16 protein-coding genes are annotated in these 13,504 nt (G+C 74.3%); 4 read left to right on the forward strand and 12 right to left on the reverse strand.

Going from position 1 to position 13,504, the window contains the following annotated elements; genetic code table 11:
- Window positions 1-16 precede the first annotated feature (16 nt).
- Genes CLV28_RS05295 through CLV28_RS05315 form a run of 5 tightly spaced genes read right to left on the reverse strand, consistent with a single transcriptional unit; the run spans window position 17 to window position 3,240 of the window.
- On the reverse strand, window positions 17-685 hold the full coding sequence (locus CLV28_RS05295; protein WP_100422142.1) for a DUF4166 domain-containing protein: 669 nt from the start codon (window positions 683-685) through the stop codon (window positions 17-19).
- Complete coding sequence (locus CLV28_RS05300; protein WP_100422143.1) at window positions 682-1,311, reverse strand: hypothetical protein; 630 nt, start codon at window positions 1,309-1,311, stop codon at window positions 682-684. Before CLV28_RS05300 ends, CLV28_RS05295 begins: the two co-directional genes overlap by 4 nt.
- 16 nt (window positions 1,312-1,327) lie before the next feature.
- The gene (locus tag CLV28_RS05305) at window positions 1,328-2,311 is read right to left on the reverse strand and encodes a cation diffusion facilitator family transporter (protein WP_100422437.1); all 984 of its coding nucleotides are present in this window, start codon (window positions 2,309-2,311) and stop codon (window positions 1,328-1,330) included.
- A complete protein-coding gene (locus CLV28_RS05310) occupies window positions 2,311-2,790 on the reverse strand; it encodes an ArsR/SmtB family transcription factor (RefSeq protein ID WP_308440392.1) in 480 nt (159 codons plus the stop codon). The genes CLV28_RS05305 and CLV28_RS05310 overlap by 1 nt, the downstream gene beginning before the upstream one ends.
- A gap of 60 nt (window positions 2,791-2,850) precedes the next feature.
- The gene (locus tag CLV28_RS05315) at window positions 2,851-3,240 is read right to left on the reverse strand and encodes a hypothetical protein (protein WP_100422144.1); all 390 of its coding nucleotides are present in this window, start codon (window positions 3,238-3,240) and stop codon (window positions 2,851-2,853) included.
- 133 nt (window positions 3,241-3,373) lie between these two features.
- Here CLV28_RS05315 and CLV28_RS05320 point away from each other — a divergent pair, with 133 nt between their 5' ends.
- Both CLV28_RS05320 and CLV28_RS05325 read left to right on the forward strand, forming a co-directional pair.
- Window positions 3,374-3,748: an ArsR/SmtB family transcription factor gene (locus tag CLV28_RS05320; RefSeq protein ID WP_100422145.1), complete on the forward strand. Its 375-nt coding sequence runs from the start codon at window positions 3,374-3,376 to the stop codon at window positions 3,746-3,748.
- The gene (locus CLV28_RS05325) at window positions 3,745-4,227 is read left to right on the forward strand and encodes an SRPBCC family protein (RefSeq protein WP_100422146.1); all 483 of its coding nucleotides are present in this window, start codon (window positions 3,745-3,747) and stop codon (window positions 4,225-4,227) included. The genes CLV28_RS05320 and CLV28_RS05325 overlap by 4 nt, the downstream gene beginning before the upstream one ends.
- A gap of 192 nt (window positions 4,228-4,419) precedes the next feature.
- Here CLV28_RS05325 and CLV28_RS05330 read toward each other — a convergent pair whose 3' ends face one another.
- From CLV28_RS05330 to CLV28_RS05360, 7 genes are all read right to left on the reverse strand, one after another.
- The gene (locus tag CLV28_RS05330) at window positions 4,420-6,024 is read right to left on the reverse strand and encodes an aminotransferase-like domain-containing protein (protein ID WP_157802513.1); all 1,605 of its coding nucleotides are present in this window, start codon (window positions 6,022-6,024) and stop codon (window positions 4,420-4,422) included.
- 98 nt (window positions 6,025-6,122) lie between these two features.
- Window positions 6,123-6,848, reverse strand: a complete 726-nt coding sequence (locus CLV28_RS05335) for a sulfite exporter TauE/SafE family protein (protein WP_100422148.1) — start codon at window positions 6,846-6,848, stop codon at window positions 6,123-6,125.
- Window positions 6,849-6,888: 40 nt separating this feature from the next.
- Window positions 6,889-7,647, reverse strand: coding sequence for an SDR family NAD(P)-dependent oxidoreductase (locus tag CLV28_RS05340; RefSeq protein WP_100422149.1), 759 nt, complete (start codon window positions 7,645-7,647; stop codon window positions 6,889-6,891).
- Window positions 7,648-7,679: 32 nt separating this feature from the next.
- Window positions 7,680-9,038, reverse strand: coding sequence for an aspartate aminotransferase family protein (locus CLV28_RS05345; protein WP_100422150.1), 1,359 nt, complete (start codon window positions 9,036-9,038; stop codon window positions 7,680-7,682).
- A 118-nt stretch (window positions 9,039-9,156) separates the two neighbouring features.
- Window positions 9,157-10,017: a CPBP family intramembrane glutamic endopeptidase gene (locus CLV28_RS05350; RefSeq protein WP_100422151.1), complete on the reverse strand. Its 861-nt coding sequence runs from the start codon at window positions 10,015-10,017 to the stop codon at window positions 9,157-9,159.
- A gap of 131 nt (window positions 10,018-10,148) precedes the next feature.
- Complete coding sequence (locus CLV28_RS05355) at window positions 10,149-11,129, reverse strand: CobW family GTP-binding protein (RefSeq protein ID WP_100422152.1); 981 nt, start codon at window positions 11,127-11,129, stop codon at window positions 10,149-10,151.
- Window positions 11,126-12,874 carry an amidohydrolase gene (locus tag CLV28_RS05360; protein WP_100422153.1) on the reverse strand — a complete coding sequence of 583 codons (1,749 nt, stop codon included), beginning with the start codon at window positions 12,872-12,874 and terminating at the stop codon, window positions 11,126-11,128. The genes CLV28_RS05355 and CLV28_RS05360 overlap by 4 nt, the downstream gene beginning before the upstream one ends.
- Window positions 12,875-13,075: 201 nt before the next feature.
- Here CLV28_RS05360 and CLV28_RS05365 point away from each other — a divergent pair, with 201 nt between their 5' ends.
- Together CLV28_RS05365 and CLV28_RS05370 are read left to right on the forward strand one after the other, a co-directional pair.
- On the forward strand, window positions 13,076-13,252 hold the full coding sequence (locus CLV28_RS05365; RefSeq protein WP_157802514.1) for a hypothetical protein: 177 nt from the start codon (window positions 13,076-13,078) through the stop codon (window positions 13,250-13,252).
- Complete coding sequence (locus CLV28_RS05370) at window positions 13,249-13,458, forward strand: hypothetical protein (RefSeq protein ID WP_100422155.1); 210 nt, start codon at window positions 13,249-13,251, stop codon at window positions 13,456-13,458. Before CLV28_RS05365 ends, CLV28_RS05370 begins: the two co-directional genes overlap by 4 nt.
- Window positions 13,459-13,504 lie beyond the last annotated feature (46 nt).

The following is a 13,504-nucleotide window of genomic DNA, read 5'->3' on the forward strand; positions in this document are numbered from 1 at the left end:
CGGTGGGGTGCGCCCGTCACGTGCGTCGCTCGTGCCGGCGGGGCTTGAGCCGTTCGGGCGCGTCCGAGGCCGGGATCCAGGTGCAGGTGAACGACCCGCGGTACCCGAAGAGGAACCCGAACCGGTCGTTGTGGACCTCGAGGTCGACGTGGAACCTCTCCTGCGCGTCGTCGTACCACTCGTGCAGGCGGGCACGGCCGCTGAAGAGCATCGGGAACCGGAAGCCGACCGGACCCTCGTAGAAGCGTTGCGCGTCGGACGTGAGTCGCAGGCCGCCGTCGTCGTCGACCTGCAGGTCGAGGTCGACCGCGAGGTGCTGGTGGGTTCCCAGGTAGTCCACGACCTTGCCGTCCGCGAGCACCATGGTCGCGTCGAACCGTCGACGGTGGCCGCCGAGCGCGTAGGAGCGGACGAACGTGACGGTCTCGCGGCCGAACGGGTCCCGGTAGGGGTAGTTCTCGACGGTGAACGGCACGTCGGTGCCGACGTCCGGCACGAGGATGTTGCGCAGCCTGCCGAGCTGGAGGAACGGCACCGTCCACCAGGGTCCGCGCCGGACCGACGTCATGACGCCTCGCCCGACGCAGGCCTCGCCCGCGTCGAGGCCCACGCCGAACCGCCGACGCATCATCGGGTGCAGCCGGTCGAAGTCCTCGCCCATCGCCTGCTCGAACATCGAGGTCATGTCTCGGACTCCGGGGTGGGAAGGGTCGCGAGGGTCGCGGGGGCGTCGCGCAGGTGGTCGTCGTGGCGGCGTCCGTGCGCGGGCGCGCGGCGGCACCGGGACGCGCGCGGTCGTTCCGGACGCCAGATCCACAGCACGCTCCACAGCGGCCACCGCTCGGGCGGGTCACCGCGCTCCGCCCAGATCCGCAGGCGGTCGAAGCTCCACGCGGTCGCCCACCCGAGCGCCGGGCGCGCGAGCCGGTCGAGCAGCGCACCCCAGCCCGGGGCGTAGTCGAACCCGGTCACGAACCGGACCGCGCCGTCCTCGGGCACGTACCGCCAGTAGCCGCGCCCGGCCCGGATCGGCGAGAGCCGGTCGGCCGTGGCGAACCGGAGCGCCGAGGTGCGCGCGCCGCCGGGGCCGCCGCGCTCCCCGAGGCTCACGCCGTCGCCCGCGACGGTGCGGAACGGCACCCGCCGGGTGTAGGTGAACCGTTCGGCGCCGTCGTCGGTCACGCCGGTCGGCACGATCTGCGTGAACCGCACGTCCCAGCGCACGTGCTGCACCGGGTCCTGCGTCAACGACCAGACGTCGTCGATCGACGCCGCGACGACGGTCTCCACGTAGATGCCTCGGGTGCCCACCTGCGCAGGCTAGCGGTCAGTCGTGGTGACCGGGCTCGTGCCGCGCGTGCTCGGGCGTCTCGAGCTGGAACGTCGAGTGCGTGACGGGCAGCGCGAACCGCTCGGCGACGCAGCGCTGGAGGTCGTCGAGGATCCGGGGTGCGTGACCGTCCGCGAAGCAGCCCTCCTGGACCACGACGTGCGCCGAGATCACGGGCAGACCGCTCGCGATGAGCGACGCGTGCACGTCGTGCACGCCCTCGACGTGGTCCATGTCGAGCAGCGCGGCGCGCACCTCGTCGAGGTCGAGGCCGGGCGGCGTCGACTCGAGCAGCACGCTCGCGGTCTCGACGAGCAGCCGCAGGGCGCGCGGCAGGATCAGCGCGCCGATCACGAGGCCCGCGACCGCGTCGGCCCGGTACCAGCCGGTCGTGGCGATCACGATCGCGGCGACGATCACCGCGACCGACCCGAGCGCGTCGTTGAGCACCTCGAGGAACGCCGCGCGCAGGTTGAACGACGCCGAGCGCCGCCCCGCGAGCACGAGCAGCGCGACGAGGTTGCCCACCAGGCCGATCACCCCGAACACGAGCAGCTCGGTCGACGGCACCTCGGGCGGCGCGAGCAGCCGCCGCACGCCCTCGACCAGCACGTACACGCCGACCGCGAGCAGCACCGCGGCCTGCGCGAGCGCGGCGAGCACCTCGGCGCGGCGGAACCCCCACGTGCGGCGGTTCGACGCGGGCCGCAGCACGAGCTGCGCGGCCGTGAGCGCGAGCAGCAGCCCGCCCGCGTCGGTGAGCATGTGCGCGGTGTCGACGAGCAGCGCGAGGCTCCCCGTGAGCACCGCCCCGACGGCCTGCGCGACGAGCAGGGTCGCGGTGATCCCGAACGCGATCGCGAGCCGGCGGCGGTGGTCGGCCGCGTCCCCCGTGCCGGACGACGCATGGCCGGCTCCCCCGACGGGTCCGGGTCCGTGGCCGCGCCCTCGGCCGTCACCATGACCGTGCGCGTGCGCCATCAGGGCTCCCGCGGTGCGGGCACGTGCGCGCACAGCGTCACCGCGGCGCCCGTGCCCGCGAGCACGTGCTCGGCCGCCGCGAGCAGGCCGTGCAGGCGCTCGGGCTCGGCGAGCGAGAACCACGACGCCCTCCCCTGGGCGCGCGAGACGACGAGCCCGCACTCGCGCAGGCACGTCAGGTGCGCGCTCACCGTGCTCTGCGCGAGGCCGAGGTGGTCGGTCAGGTCGCGCACCCGGTGCTCGCCGGTGAACAGGTGCTGCAGGATCGTGAGCCGCGCGGGCTCCCCGAGCGCCCGGAACAGCGCCGCTGCCGGGGCGAGCGCGGTCGACTCGTCGGGCACGATCGGCTCGTCAGGCCCGGTCGACTCGTCGGGCACGGTCAGCTCGTCGGGCACGGTCAGCTCGTGGTTGCCCGTCGCCGGCTCGGGCTGCCCGGCCTCCGAGCGCGATCGTTCGACACCCGTCGATTGCATCGTCATTCAGCGATGCTAACTTGCGTGCAGCGAACCCGCACGCACCTGCCGCACGCACGACCCGGGTCAGAGCCGGTGGATCGCCGCGTGCAGCGCGACCTCGAACGCGTCGACCGACCCGTCGAGCGTCTCGAGCGCGGCGGCCTCGAGCAGCACGACCCACCGACCGGCCCCCGCGGCGGGCACCCAGCCCAGCACGACGGGACTGCCCGCCTCGGCGACGACCGCGGCGACGTCGTCCGACATCTCGTCGAGGTGGACGAGCTCGACGGGCACGTCGAGCCGGGCGACCATCGCGTCCCAGGCGCGCTTGCGACGCACGGGCGAGTGCGTGACGTCGCACAGCGCGCAGTGCGCGCGCCCCAGGACCTTGCCGACGACGTACCGGACCTCGCCCGCGAGGCCGCCGTCCGCGTGGTAGACGCCGACGATCGCGGTCACGCGTGCGGGGCTCATGACCCCGACGATCTCACGACGACCCTCTTGCGGCAGCGCGCCGTCGGGCGTATGTTCAACGTATCGGTTGATCAACTGTCTGTTTGAACAACGGCTTGGTTGAACAACCGTCGCCCCCTCGGGAAGGACCACCGTGCACGCCGACCACGAGACCGACGACCACCTCGACCGGGCGTTCCTCGCCCTGGCCGACCCGGTGCGCCGCGCGCTCGTGGCCCGGCTCTCCCGCGGCCCCGCGACCGTGAACGAGCTCGCCGAGCCGTTCCCGATCACGGTCCAGGCCGTCTCCCGGCACGTCCAGGTGCTCGAGCGCGCGGGCCTCATCACCCGCACGCGCGAGGGCCAGAAACGGCCGTGCCACCTCGACCCGGCGGCGCTCGAGGCGCTGACCGGCTGGATCGACGGGTACCGACTCGCGGCCGAACGCTCGTTCCGCCGGCTCGACGCGGTGCTCGACACCCTCCAGGACCCTGCGTCCCGGGGGGAACCGGAGGGAACCCGACCATGACCACGCACCCCACCACCGTGACCGCCGAGCCCGGCACGCCGTTCATCGACGTGACCCGCGACTTCGACGCCCCGCGCGAGCTGCTGTTCCGCGCCATGACCGACGCCGAGCTCGTGCCCCGCTGGCTCGGCCCGCACCGCTACGCCATGCGGCTCGACCACTACGACGCCCGCACCGGAGGCTCGTGGGCGTACGCGCACGTCGCCGACGACGGCGAGTTCGGGTTCCACGGGTCGTTCCACTCGGTCACGCCGCCCGAGTCCGCCGTGCAGACCTTCGAGTTCGCCGGCTACCCCGGGCACGTCAGCCTCGAGGCCATGACACTGACCGCGCTGCCTGACGGCGGCACCCGGCTGCACGTGCACGCGACCTACCAGTCGGTCGAGGACCGCGACGGGATGCTCGCCTCCGGAATGGAGGGCGGCATGACCGAGTCGTACGACCGCCTCGACGCGCTCACTGCCGAGCTCACGGCCTGAACCCCGCCCGGGCCCCGGCCCCCGGCCCCCGGCCCCCGGCCCCCGGCCCCCGGCCGAACGCAACGTTGTGCACCAGATCGACCACCCGGACGGTGCACAACGTTGCGTTCGGCGGTGGGGGGCAGCCGACGGTGGGGGCCAGCCGGCGGTGGGGGTCAGCCGGCGGTGGGCTTGGGTCCAGGGGGACCAGGGTCAGGCCGTGGCCTCCCCGATGGCCTCGGCGAGCCGCACGACGCCCGGCACGATGCGCGCCTGCGGGATCGCGTTGAAACCCACGCGCAGGCTCGTGCGCGGCGGGTCCGGGGTCAGGTGGTACGCCGCCCCGGGGCTCACGAGCACCCCGTGCCGCCGGGCCAGGCGCGCCGCGACCGTGCCGTCGAACCCCTCGGGCCCCGTGAGCCAGTAGCTCAGGCCGCCCGTGGGGTGCTCGCCCACGGGCCAGGGCACGTGCGCGTCGAGCGCCGCGCCGAGCGTCTCCCACTTGCGCCGCAGGTCGAGCCGGTGCCGCATGAGCTGGCGGTGGTAGTCGCCCGACGCGACGAACAGCCCGAGCGTGCGCTGCAGGTGCCCTGACGGGTGCTTGGTCTGGTGGTACCGGCGGTCGCGCAGCTCACGCACCAGGGCGGCGTCCGCCACGAGGAACCCGAGCCGCAGGCCCGGGGCGAGGAACTTCGAGAAGGTCCCGAGGTACACGACGCGGCCGTCCACGTCGCGCGCCTTGATCGCGGGCGTGGGCGACCCCCGGTAGCGCACCTCGGAGTCGAAGTCGTCCTCGACGACCACGAAGTCGCGCGCGACGGCCTGCGCGAGCAGGCGCTCGCGCCGCGCCGGGCTGAGCGTCACGTTCGTCGGGTGGTGGTGGCTCGGCGTCACGTACGCGACGTCGACGTCGGCCACGTCGTCGATCACCACGCCGTGCGCGTCGACGGGGCACGGCAGGAGCCGCGCGCCCGCCCGGCGGAAGATCCGCGCCGCGTCCACGTAGCCCGGGTTCTCGACCGCGACCGTGCGGCCCGGGTCGAGCAGCGTCGCCGCGAGCAGGCTCAACGCCTGCTGCGACCCGTTGGTCACGAGCACCTCGTCGGGCGTCGCGGCGATGCCCTTGGCCGGCAGGATCGTCGAGCAGATCTCGTCGACCAGCAGCGGGTCGTCGCGCGCGACCGAGTCGCGCAGGCTGAACGCGCGGTGCGGGCCGTCGAACGCCTGCGTGCTCGCGCGCAGCCACGTGCGCGCCGGGAACGACCGCAGCTCGACCTGCCCCGGCAGGAACGGGTACGGAAAGTCCGTGTAGTCGGGCTCGATCGTGGGCCGCTCGGGCCACGGGTCGTCGACGGCGATCACGTGGTCGGCCCAGTCGGGCGCGCTCGCCGGGCGGACGACGTCACCGCGGCCCGTCCCGGGACGCACCGACCCGCCGTGGCCGGTCCCGCCGTGATCTGCACCGCCGTGGGCGGCACCGTCATAGGCGGCACCGCCGTGGGCAGCTCCGTCCCGAGCGGCACCGGCTCGGCCACCGCTGAGCCCGCCGCCCGGCCACCGCTCGTCGGGGTCGCGCCGCGACGCCCCCGCCGGGTAGAGGCCCGAGCGCGGCCGGCTCACGAGCAGCCCGAGGGCGACCAGCTCGAGGTACGCCGCGTTGATCGTGTTGCGCGAGACGCCGAGCGCCTGCGCGAGCTCGCGCGACGACGGCAGGCGACGCTGCGGCGGGAACCTCCCGGTGCGCAGACCGCGCTCGACGAACCGGCGCACCTGCACGTAGAGCGGGTCGGACGAGGAGCGGTCGATCCAGGCGCGCACCGGCCCATCGTCGCCGGGGTCCGTCGAGTCGCGCCTGGTCGCGTCCCGGCCCGTCGAGTCCCGGCCCGTCGCGTCCCGCCCCGTCGAGTCCCGCCCCGTCACGCCGTCGCCGCCGACACGAGCAGGCTCACGCCCGAGACGAGGCACAGCGCGAGCGCGCCGGGCCGCACCCACCGCGCGGGCATGCGCGGCACGAGCACCTGCGCCGCGACGATCCCGAGCGCGAGCCCGGGCAGCAGCGCGGCCGCGGTGACGGCGTCGTGCGCGCCGGTGCCGCCCGAGGCCAAGAGCGACACGAACGACACGGCCGACGTCACGAAGAAGAACGCGGACAGGTTCGCGCGGTACCGGGTCACGTCGGGCTGCTGGTAGACGACGATCACGGGCGGCCCGGGCGTCGCGGCGATCGTGCCGAGCGCGCCGCCGAGGGCGCCCGAGACGGTGAGCGTGGCCCGGTTCTGACGCACCGACCACCCGGCGAGGCCCGCCACGACGCTCACTGTCACGAACAGGCCGAGCACCAGGGCCGTCGTCCGCTCGTCGAGCACGGGCACGAGCCAGGTCGCGCCGATCGCGGCCGGCACGGCGCCGACGGCCGCCCAGCCCAGGTCGACGTGCCGCAGCCCCGCCCGCTCGCGCCACACGACGCTCGCCATGACCACGAGCGTCAGGAGCAGCAGCGGGCCGGGCACCAGCACGGGGTCGATCACGAGCAGCAGCGGCGCGGCGATGACGCTGAAGCCGGAGCCGGTCGCCGACTGCGCGAGCGCGGCCACCGCGACCACGAGGGTCGCGGCGGCCAGCGCGAGGATCGAGGGGGTCACCCTCGCATCATCCCCACGCGCGGGCGCTCGTGCGCGCCGGTCACTGCTCGGTGCGGTGGACCACCTGCGCGGAGGTCTGGTCGCGGGCGAGCATGAGGATCTGGTCGATGTTCACGTGCGCGGGTCGGGTCGCGACCCAGCTCACGGTGTCGGCGACGTCCTCGGCCGTGAGCGGGGTGACCCCACGGTAGACGGCGTCGGCCTTCTCCTGGTCGCCCTTGAAGCGCACCAGCGAGAAGTCGGTGTGGACCATGCCCGGGTCGATCTCGCAGACCCGCACGGGCTGGCCGAGCAGCTCGATGCGCAGCACCCGCGAGAGCGCCGCGACGCCGTGCTTGGCGGCGTTGTACCCGGCGCCGCCCTTGTAGGGCTCGCGCGCAGCGATCGACCCGATCGAGATGACCTGGCCGTCGCCCGACGCGACGAGCGCCGGCAGGAGCGCCTTGGTCACGCGCAGCGTGCCGAGCACGTTGACCTCGTACATCCAGCGCCAGTCGTCGATGTTCGCCTCGGCGACCGACTCGGTGCCGAGCGCACCGCCCGCGTTGTTGACGAGGACGTCGCAGCGCCCGAACTTCTCGTCGACGGCCGCGGCAAAGGCAGCGACCGAGTCGTCCTCCGTGACGTCGAGCTCGATCGCGGTGCCGCCGCACTCCGCGGCGACCTCCTCGAGCCGGTCGAGGCGACGCGCGCCGAGCACGACGTCGTAGCCGACGCCCGCGAGCGCCCGCGCGGTGGCCGCGCCGATGCCGCTGCTCGCGCCGGTGACGACGGCGACGGGGTTGCTGGTGGTGCTCATGGTGCTCCTTCGGTGCGGGTGGGGTGGCCGGCTCAGGCGATCGGGGCGCCCGTGTACACCGCGTCGGCGTGCGCGAGGGCGACGTCGAGCGCGGTGAGCGCGTCCTTGACCTCAGCCTCGGTCACGTTGAGCGGCGGGGCCAGGTGGATGCGGTGGTAGTTGGTGAACACGAGCAGGCCCTGGGCCTTGGCCTCGGCAAGCACGGCCTGGATCGCGGGGCTCGAGCCGCCGTAGGGCGCGAGCGGCTCCTTGGTCTCGCGGTCGGTCACGAGGTCGAGCGCCCAGAACGCGCCGACACCGCGCACCTCGCCGATGCTGGGGTGCCGCTCGGCGAGCGCCCGCAGGCCGGGGCCGAGCACGGTGCGGCCGATCTCGGCGGCGTTCTCGACGATCTTCTCGTCGGCCATGGCCTCGATCGTCGCGACGGCCGCCGCGGTCGCGAGCGGGTGGCCGGAGTAGGTGAGCCCGCCCGGGTAGACGCGGTGCGCGAACGTCTCGGCGATGTGGTCTCCGATGATCACGCCGCCCAGGGGCACGTACCCGGAGTTGACGCCCTTGGCGAAGGTGATCAGGTCGGGCGTGACGCCGTGCTGCTCGACCGCGAACCAGGTGCCGGTGCGGCCGAACCCGACCATGACCTCGTCCGCGACGTACACGATCCCGTAGCGGTCGCAGATCTCGCGCACGCCCTGCAGGTAGCCGGGCGGCGGGGGCATGACGCCGGACGTGCCGGCGACGGTCTCGAGCACGAGCGCCGCGAACGACTCGGGGCCCTCGAACCGGATGAGCTGCTCGAGGTGCTCGAGCGCGCGCTCGCACTCCTCGGCCTCGGTCGTCGCGTGGAACGCCGAGCGGTACAGGAACGGGCCCCAGAAGTGCACGGTGCCGGCGGTGCCGTTGTCGTTGGGCCAGCGGCGGTGGTCGCCCGACATGTTGATCGTCAGGTGCGTGCCGCCGTGGTAGCCGCGGTACTGGGTGAGCACCTTGTAGCGGCCCGTGTGCAGGCGGGCCATGCGGACCGCGTGCTCGACGGCGTCGGCGCCGCCGTTGGTGAAGAAGACCTTGTTCATGCCCTCGGGGGCACGGTCCGTGATGAGCTTCGCGGCGAGCGCACGCTTGTCGTTGGCGTGCGCGGGGGCGATGGTGCACAGCGTCGCGGCCTGGTCCTGGATCGCCTTGACGACGCGCGGGTGCTGGTGGCCGACGTTCGTGTAGACGAGCTGGCCCGAGAAGTCGAGGTACCGGGCGCCGTCCGCGTCCCACAGGTAGGAGCCCTCGGAGCGCGTGACGACCATCGGGTCGAGGGCCGCCTGCGCCGACCACGAGTGGAACACGTGGGCGCGGTCGAGCTCGTAGGTGCGGCGACCGGCGTCGTCCTTCGGTGCGGGCATGGTGCCTCCTTCGGGTGGTGGGCGAGGTGTCGGACGCCGGGGCGCCCGGTACCAGCGTGCGCCACCACCCGCGGGAGCCGGTAGCGCCAGCGCGGGTACCAGACCGGGGGGCCAGCGTTTACACGGACGAAACAGTCCCGCGCTCGCGGGCGCGCCCCGAGACGACGACGACCGCGACGATCGCGAGCACGAGGTAGAGGACGTTGAACGCGCCGGCGGCCGAGTCGAGGGCCTCGGCGCCCGCGTTCGCGCCGTGGGTGTCGATGCCGCCGGTCGCGAGGATCGTCGTCGGGTCGGTCGCGGCGTGCAGCAGGATCGCGGGCACGATGCTGCCCGTGACGCGCATCGACAGGTACATCGTGACGCCGAACCCGAACGCGTAGACCACGGTCACCCCGACCGTGGCGATCTCCATGCCGGACGTGACGTTGATGCTGTGCAGCAGCGCGAACACGAGCGAGGACAGCACCATGACCGCCTTCTCGCCGTACCCGGCGCGACGCAGCAGGGCGACGGCGACGCCGCGGCTCAGCACCTCCTCGGCGAACCCGATGCACAGGCCGAGCAGGAGCACGGTCAGCACGACCGACACGTCGTACGACGACCAGCTCGTGGCGGCGACGTGGAGCACGACCGGGACGAGCACGAGGACGGGGGCGATCCACATCCACCGGCGACCCTGCACCGGCTGCGGGCCGAACACCTCGCGCCAGAGGCCTGTGGTCCGCACCAGGACGGCCAGGAGCACGCCCATCACGAGGATCGGCAGCAGGAGGCCGAAGAACACCGTGCCGGCCGAGTCGAGCACGGTGTCGATGCTGTCCGGACCGCGCCCCGTGAGCGCCACGAGCCGGGACACCCCGGTGTACACGGCGACGTACACGACCGCGACGCCGAACGCGCGCCACCACCCGCCCCGCTCCCAGAACCGCTGCCACGCCGACGAGTGCTGCTCGACCGGGCCGGGATGCTCTGCCATGGTGCCGCCCCTCGCTCCTGGGGTGGCCCCGCGGCCACGTCGGGCCCGGTCCCGATCTGGCGAGCGTAGGGTCGCGCCCCGTCGGTGGCGACCGGAGGGTCCGGGGCCGTCGTCGGCCCCGGACCCACGCGTCAGGCCACGGGCAGCGGGGCCCCGAGCGTCCTCGACACGGTGTCTGACGGCGCCGTGCCTGATGACGCCGTGCCCGTGAGCGCCGTCGCGCGCAGGCCCGAGGCCGTCGAGGCGAGCACGGCCCGCGCGTCGGGGCCTGCGGCCACGAGCACGAGGCCGGGGACGTCGTCCGCGGCCCACGGGCCCGCGTGCGTGACCTCGACGCGACCGCCCGCGAGCTGCACGAGCGTGCGCACGCCCGGCGAGCGGGCGTCGCGCACGAACCCCTTGGCCCGCACGAGGGTCGCGGGCGTGCGCCCGAGCCGGGCGACGAGCCGCGGCACGTCGACCAGCCCCTGCAGGGCGACCGACTCGGACCGGTGCGGGTCGATGCCCACGGGGGCGGGGGCGAGGTCCTGCGCGACGTCGTCGAGCAGGACCGCCGCCGGGACGTCTCCCCCGCGCGAACGCACCACGCGTGCGCCGGGCGCGAGCGCGAGGCACGCGGCCTCCGCGGCCGCGACCGTCTCGGCCGCGGCGAGGTCGGTGCGCGTGAGCACGAGCACGTCGGCGCGGGCGAGCTGGCGCTCGACGAGGTCGCCCACGTACGGGTCGCGCCGCCAGCGCGTGATGCGCGTGACGTCGACGCACACGATCGTCGGGCCCGGCGCGAGGCCCGGGAACCGGCCCCAGGTCGCGAGGCCCGCCGGGTCGGCGACCCCGGACGCCTCGACCACGACGTGGTCGAGGTCGTCCCGGCGCGCCAGCCGCGTCATGACGTCGGCCACCTCGCCGCGCAACGTGCAGCACACGCAGCCGTCGCTCAGCTCCAGGGTGTCGGCGGTCGCCGAGCGCACGAGGCGGCGGTCGACGTTGACGGTCCCGAAGTCGTTCACGACGACCGCGATCCGGCGGCCCCCGGCGGTGTCGAGCAGGCCGTTGAGCAGAGTCGTCTTGCCCGCGCCGAGGTAACCCCCGAGCACGGACAGCCGGGCGGTCACCGGGCCCCCGCGAGCGCCGGGGCGGGCGCCGACGACGCGGTCACCGTCGCGTGCACCGTGGACGCGTGGTGCCGGCCGCCCACGACCGTCCCGAGCACCGCGATCCTCCCGATCCGGTCGGGCTCGACCGCCATCGGGTCGTCGGCGAGCACCGCGAGGTCGGCGTACTTGCCGGGTTCGATCGACCCGACCTCGTGGTCGAGCTTGAGCATGTACGCGCCCCCCAGCGTGACCGCGTGCAACGCCTCGCCCACGGTGATGCGCTCGTGCTCGCCCATGACCCGGCCGGACGGCGTCTGCCGGGTCACGGCGTGCTGCACCGTCTCGAGCGGGGCGAGGGGCGTGACCGGGGTGTCGCAGTGCAGCGAGATCGGCACGCCCGTGTCGAGCGCGGTGCGGGCCGCGTTCATGCGGGCCGCGCGGTCGGGGCCCACGGTCACGTCCATGTGCTGGTCGCCCCACGCCCAGACGTGGTTGGCGAAGATGTTCGCGCACATGCCGAGCGCGGCCATGCGCCGGTACTGCGCGGGCGTCGTCATCTGCGAGTGCGTCACGGTGTGCCGGTGGTCGGGGCGCGGGTGCGCGGTGAGCACGCGCTCGAGCGTCTCGACGAACAGCTGCGTGGCCTGGTCGCCGTTGCAGTGCACGTGCACGAGCAGCCCGGCGACGTGGAACGCGGTGAGCGCCTCCTCGAACTCGTGCGGCGCCATCGCCCAGATCCCGTTGGGCCGCCCGCCCAGGTAGCCGGGCTCCATGAGCCGCGCGGTGAAGCCCTGGATCGAGCCGTCGAGCATGAGCTTGACGTGCCCGAGCTGCAGCCGGTCGGTCGAGAGCTCGCGGGCCGCCGCGATCCGGGCGGCGGCCTCGCGTGGCGGCCCGCTGAGCGCCCCGGCCGAGCCGAAGTGGAACACCGACAGGCGCGCGGGGAACGTCTCGTCGACGGTCTCCAGGTACGTCGCGGGGCCGGCGGGGCCCGCGACCTCGACCGAGCCGAGGTCGGTGAGCGTCGTCGCGCCGTGGTTGACGGCGTCCTGCGCGAACGCCCGCAGCGCCGCGGGGGTCGTGACCATGGGGTTGCCCGCCCCGACGTGCGCCATGACGAGCCCCATCGCGGCGAACTCCTGGAGCTCGCCGGTCGGGTCGCCCGCGGCGTCCTTGACGACGCCCTCGACGTCGGTGCCGCGGTCGACGCCCGCGAGCCGCAGCATCGTGGAGTTCACGGCCACGATGTGCCCGCTCGCGTGCTGCACGTGCACCGGGCGGGTCGTCGAGACGCGGTCGAGCTCGCGCGCCGCGAGCTCCTCGCCCGGGAAGTAGATCGGGTCGAGACCCCAGGCGAGCAGGGGCGCGTCCGGGTCGTCCAGCTCGGCCTCGGCCGCGCGCAGGCGGTCGACGACGGCCGCGACGTCCTCGCAGCCGGGCCACACGCGCCCGTCCGGCGAGGTGCGCTCGAACCGCCCGACGTAGACCTTGTCCCAGGAGGACCCGCTCATCGCATGGCTGTGGGCCTCGACGAAGCCGGGGAGCAGGACGGCGTCCGCGTACCGGTCGTCGACCGTGACCGGGCCGTAGGCGCGGAGCTCGTCGAGCGTGCCGACCGCGACGACGCGGTCGCCGCGCACCGCGACGGCCTCGGCGACCGGGCGTGCAGGGTCCATGGTGCGCACCAGGCGCGCCGGGTAGACGACGATCTCGTCGGGTGCGGGCGCGGGTGCTGCTGCGGGGGTGGGGGTGCTGGTCGACATGGTGGTCCTCTCTGCGGGTACCCCGACCCTCCCGCGAGCGCCGGGCCCGGCACAGGCCCAGACCGGGACCAGGACGGGCGCACCAGACGTAACGCGTGCGAGACGTGCGAAACACGGTGGTCATGCCACCGGGACCTCGCCGACGACAAGTCGCTGAGCGACCAGGCGAACGTCGAGGAAGTCGGCGAGGCGGCGATGCGCATGCTGATCGACAGCCCGCTCGCGGAGGAGAGCGAGTCCGCGTTGCTGAAGGCGTTCGTCCGGGACGACACCGACTCGTTGCCGCCCTTGGATCGCCTGCCCGTCGTCCTCGACACCCCGACGGACGGCGACGATACTGAGCACAGCACGACGTCCGCCCGCCAGGAGCCCCGATGACCGAACGCAGGCTGTACAAGATCACCCCGTCCCAGGTGCACGCTGCTCAGACCCGGGTGATCGCCGACTCCAAGCTCGGGATCCAGACGCGCGACGCACGGGTCCTGCTCGCGGCCAAGGGCGTCGCGGGAGAGAAGGTCCAGGTGCAGCTGGACGGCGTCGAGTACCTCGTCGACGCCTCCCGCCCGGCCGCGGCCGAGGGGTGAGCTCCTGGGGCGTGGGTGCAGGCGAGGGTGGACCCGCGCGCCGCCG

Origin of the sequence: Sediminihabitans luteus (assembly GCF_002797595.1) — a bacterium.
GTDB classification, from domain to species: Bacteria; Actinomycetota; Actinomycetes; order Actinomycetales; family Cellulomonadaceae; genus Paraoerskovia; species Paraoerskovia lutea.

Bases quoted from the DNA above. Each gene is read 5' to 3' on its own strand.
- CLV28_RS05295 (WP_100422142.1), bottom strand. From the start codon at position 685: ATGACCTCGATGTTCGAGCAGGCGATGGGCGAGGACTTCGACCGGCTG.
- CLV28_RS05305 (WP_100422437.1), bottom strand. From the start codon at position 2,311: ATGGCGCACGCGCACGGTCATGGTGACGGCCGAGGGCGCGGCCACGGA.
- CLV28_RS05310 (WP_308440392.1), bottom strand. From the start codon at position 2,790: ATGACGATGCAATCGACGGGTGTCGAACGATCGCGCTCGGAGGCCGGG.
- CLV28_RS05315 (WP_100422144.1), bottom strand. From the start codon at position 3,240: ATGAGCCCCGCACGCGTGACCGCGATCGTCGGCGTCTACCACGCGGAC.
- CLV28_RS05325 (WP_100422146.1), top strand. From the start codon at position 3,745: ATGACCACGCACCCCACCACCGTGACCGCCGAGCCCGGCACGCCGTTC.
- CLV28_RS05340 (WP_100422149.1), bottom strand. From the start codon at position 7,647: ATGAGCACCACCAGCAACCCCGTCGCCGTCGTCACCGGCGCGAGCAGC.
- CLV28_RS05345 (WP_100422150.1), bottom strand. From the start codon at position 9,038: ATGCCCGCACCGAAGGACGACGCCGGTCGCCGCACCTACGAGCTCGAC.
- CLV28_RS05350 (WP_100422151.1), bottom strand. From the start codon at position 10,017: ATGGCAGAGCATCCCGGCCCGGTCGAGCAGCACTCGTCGGCGTGGCAG.
- CLV28_RS05360 (WP_100422153.1), bottom strand. From the start codon at position 12,874: ATGTCGACCAGCACCCCCACCCCCGCAGCAGCACCCGCGCCCGCACCC.
- CLV28_RS05365 (WP_157802514.1), top strand. From the start codon at position 13,076: ATGCTGATCGACAGCCCGCTCGCGGAGGAGAGCGAGTCCGCGTTGCTG.
- CLV28_RS05370 (WP_100422155.1), top strand. From the start codon at position 13,249: ATGACCGAACGCAGGCTGTACAAGATCACCCCGTCCCAGGTGCACGCT.